The sequence below is a fragment of the Caldimonas sp. genome, from assembly GCF_046289365.1.
Classification (GTDB): domain Bacteria; phylum Pseudomonadota; class Gammaproteobacteria; order Burkholderiales; family Burkholderiaceae_C; genus Caldimonas.
Genome location: NZ_JBKBVU010000167.1, coordinates 1 through 6,761 on the forward strand (window position 1 = coordinate 1; position 6,761 = coordinate 6,761).

General features: G+C 66.7%; 6 protein-coding genes. 5 read left to right on the plus strand and 1 reads right to left on the minus strand.

Going from position 1 to position 6,761, the window contains the following annotated elements; all coding sequences use genetic code 11:
* The coding region (locus ACK42S_RS14085) for a GntR family transcriptional regulator (RefSeq protein ID WP_409708763.1) at positions 1 to 173 on the minus strand (173 nt) is incomplete at its 3' end.
* A gap of 149 nt (positions 174 to 322) precedes the next feature.
* Between ACK42S_RS14085 and ACK42S_RS14090 the strand changes: the two genes are divergently transcribed.
* The 5 genes from ACK42S_RS14090 to ACK42S_RS14110 all read left to right on the plus strand — a co-directional run.
* On the plus strand, positions 323 to 1,309 hold the full coding sequence (locus ACK42S_RS14090; protein ID WP_409708748.1) for a malate dehydrogenase: 987 nt from the start codon (positions 323 to 325) through the stop codon (positions 1,307 to 1,309).
* A 105-nt stretch (positions 1,310 to 1,414) separates the two neighbouring features.
* Positions 1,415 to 2,479 (plus strand): HpcH/HpaI aldolase/citrate lyase family protein, encoded by a 1,065-nt coding sequence (locus tag ACK42S_RS14095; RefSeq protein ID WP_409708751.1) that lies wholly within the window; start codon positions 1,415 to 1,417, stop codon positions 2,477 to 2,479.
* Positions 2,480 to 2,593: 114 nt separating this feature from the next.
* Positions 2,594 to 3,076 carry a hypothetical protein gene (locus tag ACK42S_RS14100; protein ID WP_409708754.1) on the plus strand — a complete coding sequence of 161 codons (483 nt, stop codon included), beginning with the start codon at positions 2,594 to 2,596 and terminating at the stop codon, positions 3,074 to 3,076.
* Positions 3,077 to 3,289: 213 nt separating this feature from the next.
* A complete protein-coding gene (gene acnB / locus ACK42S_RS14105) occupies positions 3,290 to 5,893 on the plus strand; it encodes a bifunctional aconitate hydratase 2/2-methylisocitrate dehydratase (protein WP_409708757.1) in 2,604 nt (867 codons plus the stop codon).
* 182 nt (positions 5,894 to 6,075) lie between these two features.
* A partial coding sequence (locus ACK42S_RS14110; RefSeq protein ID WP_409708760.1) for an aconitase family protein occupies positions 6,076 to 6,761 on the plus strand: 686 nt, incomplete at its 3' end.

Genomic DNA, 6,761 nt, shown 5'->3' on the forward strand with positions numbered 1-6,761 from the left:
AAGCGTGCCGCCAGCTCGACCTCGCTCGGGATGGCCTCACCCGGGCGCCACTCGCCGCCTTGTAGGCTGCGCGTGATCAGCGCCTTGATCTGTTGGTAGAGCGGGCTGAAGGCCGGCCCCGCCGCGTCGGACGAGGCGGGATCGGTCGCGCTCTGGGGGGGCTGCTGTGCCATGGACGGGATTGCAACATATCGCCCGCACGAAGTCTAGGGACAGATGTCTTATATAAGACATAAGATGACAAACCTCGTGGTTTCCCGCCCCACTTTGGCCTAAACTTCGGGGCGGTCACACAACCCTCCCCTTCCCCCTGGAGCCAACCATGAGCAAGAAACCCGTTCGCGTCGCCGTCACCGGCGCCGCCGGCCAGATCGGCTACGCGCTGCTGTTCCGTATCGCCTCCGGCGAGATGCTGGGCAAGGACCAGCCGGTCATCCTGCAACTGCTGGAAATCCCCGACGAGAAGGCCCAGAAGGCGCTCAAGGGCGTGATGATGGAGCTCGAGGACTGCGCCTTCCCGCTGCTGGCCGGCATGGAGGCCCACAGCGACGCCAAGGCAGCGTTCAAGGACACCGACTACGCCTTGCTGGTGGGCGCGCGTCCGCGCGGCCCCGGCATGGAGCGCGCCGACCTGCTGGCCGCCAACGCCCAGATCTTCACGGCCCAGGGCAAGGCGCTGAACGAATCGGCCTCGCGCAACGTCAAGGTGCTGGTGGTGGGCAATCCGGCCAACACCAATGCCTACATCGCGATGAAGTCGGCCCCTGACCTGCCGCGCCGCAACTTCACCGCCATGCTGCGCCTGGACCACAACCGCGCGCTCAGCCAGATCGCCGCCAAGACCGGCAAACCCGTGGCCTCGATCAAGAAGCTGTGCGTGTGGGGCAACCACTCGCCCACGATGTATGCCGACTACCGTTTCGCCACGATCGACGGCGCTTCGGTGAAGGAAATGATCAACGACCCCGTGTGGAACAAGGACGTCTTCCTGCCCACGGTGGGCAAGCGTGGCGCGGCCATCATCGAGGCACGCGGCCTATCGTCGGCCGCCTCGGCCGCCAATGCCGCCATCGACCACATGCGCGACTGGGCCCTGGGCACGAACGGCGAGTGGGTCACGATGGGCGTGCCGTCCAACGGGGAATACGGTATCCCGAAAGATGTGATGTTCGGCTTCCCGGTCACCTGCGAGGGTGGTGACTACAAGATCGTCGAAGGTCTGCCGATCGACGCCTTCTCGCAGGAATGCATCGACAAGACCCTGGCCGAACTGCTGGCCGAGCAGGACGGCGTCAAGCACCTGCTGTAAGGTCCGCCAGGCGCCACCCCGTGGTCGCGCCCTGATACCGAGGGCCGGCGCCGGCAGGTGCCGGCCCTTTTGCTTGCTTGCCCTGTCCCGCTTCCGGAGCCCGCGATGACCTCTGCCGCGTCTGCCCTGCACCCCCGCCAGGCCCTGCTGGATGTTGGTGAGCAAGCACCCGAGCTGCCGGTGTGCGACCACTATGCCGGCGTGGAAGCGCGCATGCGCAAGAGCCTGGCACTCCAGGCCGAGCTGGGCGAGGCCCACGGCCGGGCCCTCTTCGACGCCACGCTGGATGCCGAGGACGGCGCGCCGGTGGGCGGCGAGCTGGAGCATGCGGCGCTCATTGCCGAGCTGGTGAACAGCCCGGCCAACCGCTGGGGCCGTGTCGGTGCCCTGGTGCATCCTGTGGATCACCCGACCTTCGAGGTCGAGGTTGACCTGCTGCTGTCGCGCTGCGCAGCGCGCCTGGCCTACCTGATGCTGCCCAAGCCGCGCGATGCCCGCGACGTTGCGCAGGCCATCGATCGCATCGATGCGATCGCGCGCAGCCTGGGGCTGTCGCATCGGGTGCCGGTGCATGTGCTGATCGAGACCCACGGCGCCTTGCACGAGGTCGATCGCATCGCGGCCCACCCGCGCGTGCAATCGCTCTCCTTCGGCCTGATGGATTTCGTTTCGGCCCACCGCGGCGCGATCGGTGCGGCCGGCATGAGCGTGACCGGCCAGTTCACCCATCCGCTCGTGCTGCGCGCCAAGCTGGAGATCGCGGCGGCCTGCCATCGTCATGCCAAGGTGCCCTCGCATTGCGTCGTCACCGAGTTTCGCGACCGTGAAGCCCTGAGCCGGGCCGCCCGCCGCGCCGCCAACGAGCTGGGCTACACGCGCATGTGGAGCATCCACCCCGATCAGATCGTGCCCATCGTCGAGGCCTTTGCGCCGGACGCGGGCGAGATCGAAGAGGCCTGCGAAATCCTGCTGGCCGCCCAGGCTGCTCAGTGGGGCCCGATCCGGCATCGCACGCGCGGCGTGGACACCTTGCACGACCGGGCGAGCTACCGCTACTACTGGTATCTGCTGGAACGCGCCGAACGCACTGGCCGCCCCCTGCCCGACGCAGCCCGCGATGCGTTCTTCCGGGTTTCCCCGAAAAATACCGAGACCCCGCCTACAGACTGAGATGGAAGCAGCAAAATGTCTCAGATTGGCCCGGGCGCACCGTGCAAATTCATCGTGTTACTAAATGCACCGCCCCACAATCGAGGCTGTCCCATCTTGGAGCAGGAGAGTTTCATGAGCTTCCAACGTATCGCGATCGGCCTGGTGGGGGCGCTGGCCCTGGCCGTCTCCGGGGCCGTGATGGCCCAATCGTCGCCTTCGGCGAAGAAGAACGCCAAGGCCGGCCCGGCCGCCGCCCCCATGCAACTGGCCGCCGCCACGCCTGAGCAGATCGAGGCTGCCACCCGGGTCTACGTGGGCCGCAGCGACTGCGAATTCGGCCAGCACGTCACCGTGACGCCGCATCCGGACCACCCGGGCTATTTCAACGTCACCCTGGCCAGCAAGACGTGGGTCGTCAAGCCTGTGCTCTCGTCCACCGGCGCGCTGCGCATGGAAGACGTGCGGGGCCAAGCGCTGTACCTGCAGATCGCCGACAAGTCCATGCTGATGAACACGGCGCTGGGCTACCGCGTAGCGGACAACTGCGTGCACCCCAAACACCGCGAAGCCATGGCCACCCACAAGCGCGAGAGCATCGGCATCGCCGCGAACTGAGGCCCACGCCTACGGCCTTCGGCCGCCCCCTCCAGGGGGCGCCGCTGGCGGAGCGGCCAAGCCGGATCCGCGGCGGCCACTCGACAAAAGCCACCGTCCCGGTGGCTTTTCTGCTTTCAGACACAGCCCAATCTCTGGCGGAAGTCTTATATAAGACATAAAATAGGAGAGCCGTCCGGTCCCGTCGGGCCGGCCGATCCCTCCGGAGTGCCCATGCTGAAAACCTACCGCGACCACGTCGCCGAGCGCGCTGCGCTTGGCATCCCGCCCCTGCCCTTGTCGGCCCAGCAAACCGCCGAGCTGATCGAGCTGATCAAGGCGCCGCCGGCCGGCGAGGAGGCCTTCCTGCTGGAGCTGCTCACGCATCGCGTGCCGCCCGGCGTGGACGATGCCGCCAAGGTCAAGGCCAGCTTTCTGGCGGCCGTCGCCCATGGCGACCTCTCGGTGGGCCTGATCAGCCGGGCCAAGGCCACCGAACTGCTGGGCACGATGGTCGGCGGCTACAACGTCAAGCCCTTGATCGACCTGCTCGACGACCCCGAAGTCGCCGGGGTGGCTGCCGACGGCCTGAAGAAGACGCTGCTGATGTTCGATGCCTTCCACGATGTGGCCGAGAAGGCACGCAGCGGCAATGCCAAGGCCCGCGAGGTCATCCAGTCCTGGGCCGACGCCGAATGGTTCACCAGCCGCCCGGAGGTGGCCCGCAAAATCACCGTCACGGTGTTCAAAGTGCCGGGAGAGACCAACACCGACGACCTCTCCCCCGCCCCCGACGCCTGGAGCCGTCCGGACATCCCGCTGCACGCCCTGGCGATGCTCAAGAACACCCGCCCCGACGCGGCCTTCCGGCCCGAGGAGGACGGCAAGCGCGGCCCGATCCGGTTCATCGAGGACCTGAAGAAGAAGGGCCATCTGGTGGCCTACGTGGGCGATGTCGTGGGCACCGGGTCGAGCCGCAAGTCGGCCACCAACAGCGTGATCTGGCATACCGGCGAGGACATCCCCTATGTGCCCAACAAGCGCTTCGGTGGCGTGACCCTGGGCGGCAAGATCGCCCCGATCTTCTTCAACACGCAGGAAGATTCCGGCTCGCTGCCCATCGAGGTGGATGTCTCCAACCTGGAGATGGGCGATGTGATCGACATCTACCCCTATGAGGGCAAGATCGAGAAAGACGGCAAGCTCGTCGCCACCTTCCAGCTCAAGAGCGAGGTGCTGCTCGACGAGGTGCGTGCCGGCGGCCGCATCAACCTGATCATCGGCCGCTCGCTGACCGGCAAGGCACGCGAGTTTCTGGGGCTGCCCGCCTCCACGCTGTTTCGCCTGCCCAAGGCGCCGGTGGACACCGGCAAAGGCTACACGCTGGCGCAGAAGATGGTGGGCCGCGCCTGTGGCCTGCCGGTGGTCAATGGTAAACAGCAAGGCATCCGCCCGGGCACCTACTGCGAGCCCAAGATGACCACGGTGGGCAGCCAGGACACCACCGGCCCGATGACCCGCGACGAGCTCAAGGACCTGGCCTGCCTGGGTTTCTCGGCCGACCTGGTGATGCAGTCGTTCTGCCACACCGCCGCTTACCCCAAGGCGGTGGACGTGAAGATGCACCGCGAACTGCCCGCCTTCATCAGCAACCGCGGCGGCGTCTCGCTGCGGCCGGGCGATGGCGTGATCCACTCCTGGCTCAACCGCCTGCTGCTGCCCGACACCGTGGGCACAGGCGGTGATTCGCACACGCGCTTCCCCATCGGCATCTCCTTCCCGGCCGGCTCGGGCCTGGTGGCCTTCGCCGCGGCCACCGGTGTGATGCCGCTGGACATGCCCGAGTCGGTGCTGGTGCGTTTCAAGGGCCAGATGCAGCCCGGCGTCACCCTGCGCGACCTGGTGCATGCGATCCCGCTGTACGCGATCAAGCAGGGCCTGCTGACGGTGGAGAAGAAGGGCAAGAAGAACATCTTCTCCGGCCGCATCCTGGAGATCGAAGGACTGCCCGACCTCAAGGTGGAACAGGCCTTCGAGCTGTCGGACGCCTCAGCCGAGCGTTCGGCGGCCGGCTGCACGATCAAGCTCAACAAAGAGCCGATCATCGAGTACCTGCAGTCGAACATCGTGCTGATGAAGAACATGATCGCCGACGGCTACCAGGACCGCCGCACGCTGGAGCGCCGCATCAAGGCCGTCGAGGCCTGGCTGGCCAAGCCCGAACTGCTGGAGGCCGACGCCGATGCCGAGTACGCGGCCGTGATCGAGATCGACCTGAACGAGATCAAAGAGCCCATCGTCTGCTGCCCCAACGACCCGGACGACGCCAAGTTCCTGTCCGAGGTGGCCGGCACCAAGATCGACGAGGCCTTCATCGGCTCGTGCATGACCAACATCGGCCACTTCCGGGCCGCGGCCAAGCTGCTGGGCGGCCAGCGTGACATCCCGGTGAAGCTGTGGGTCGCCCCGCCCACCAAGATGGACCAGAACGAGCTGATCAAGGAGGGCCACTATGCCGCCTTCGGCACCGCCGGTGCACGCACCGAGATGCCCGGCTGCTCGCTGTGCATGGGCAACCAGGCCCAGGTGCGCGAGGGCGCCACGGTGATGTCCACCTCGACCCGCAACTTCCCCAACCGCCTGGGCAAGAACACCAATGTCTTCCTGGGCTCGGCCGAACTCGCCGCGATCTGCTCCAAGCTGGGGCGCATCCCGACGGTGGCCGAATACCATGCCGAGATGGGCATCATCAACAAAGACGCCGCCAGCGTGTACCGCTACATGAACTTCGACCAGATCGAGGAGTATGCGCAGACGGCCAAGGCGGTGGCGGTCTGAGCGGCTGCCCGGCGCTGGTCTGAACGGCCCTGCGGGGCCGTTTTCTTTTGCCGTCGGCGGGCGGCTTTGCGCGGCGGCGCTTGACCGCAAGCCCCCGCGCGCCCTAACGTCATGCCGTGCGGCCACAATGGTGTTGTCGCCCCCTCCCACAACGACCAACCTCACGCCTCACGGAGTCTTTCATGGCCCAAGCCCCCGCCCATGCCTTTGCCAAGACCCTGAAGTCTTTCAAGACGGCTTCCGGCAAGTCCGGCCAGTACTTTTCGCTGCCCGAGCTGGCCCGGCAGTTCCCGAAAGTCAACCGGCTGCCGGTGTCGCTGCGCCTCGTGCTGGAGTCGGTGCTGCGCAACTGCGACGGCAAGAAGGTCACGCCCGAGCACGTGGAGCAACTGGCCCGGTGGGCGCCCAACGGCGAACGGGTCGACGAGATCCCCTTCGTCGTGGCCCGCGTGGTGCTGCAGGACTTCACCGGCGTGCCGCTGCTGGCCGACCTGGCCGCGATGCGTTCGGTGGCCGCCAAGATGGGCCGAAACCCCAAGACCATCGAACCGCTGGTGCCGGTGGATCTGGTGGTCGACCACTCGGTGATGATCGACCACTACGGCAACAAGCAGGCCCTGGACCTGAACATGAAGCTGGAGTTCCAGCGCAACCGCGAGCGCTACCAGTTCATGAAGTGGGGCATGCAGGCCTTCGAAACCTTTGGCGTGGTGCCTCCGGGCTTCGGGATCGTGCACCAGGTGAACCTGGAATACCTGGCCCGCGGCGTGCACAGGACGGCCCAGGGGGTGTACTACCCCAACCCCCTGGTGGGCACCGACAGCCACACGACGATGATCAACAGCATCGGCGTGGTGGGCTGGGGCGG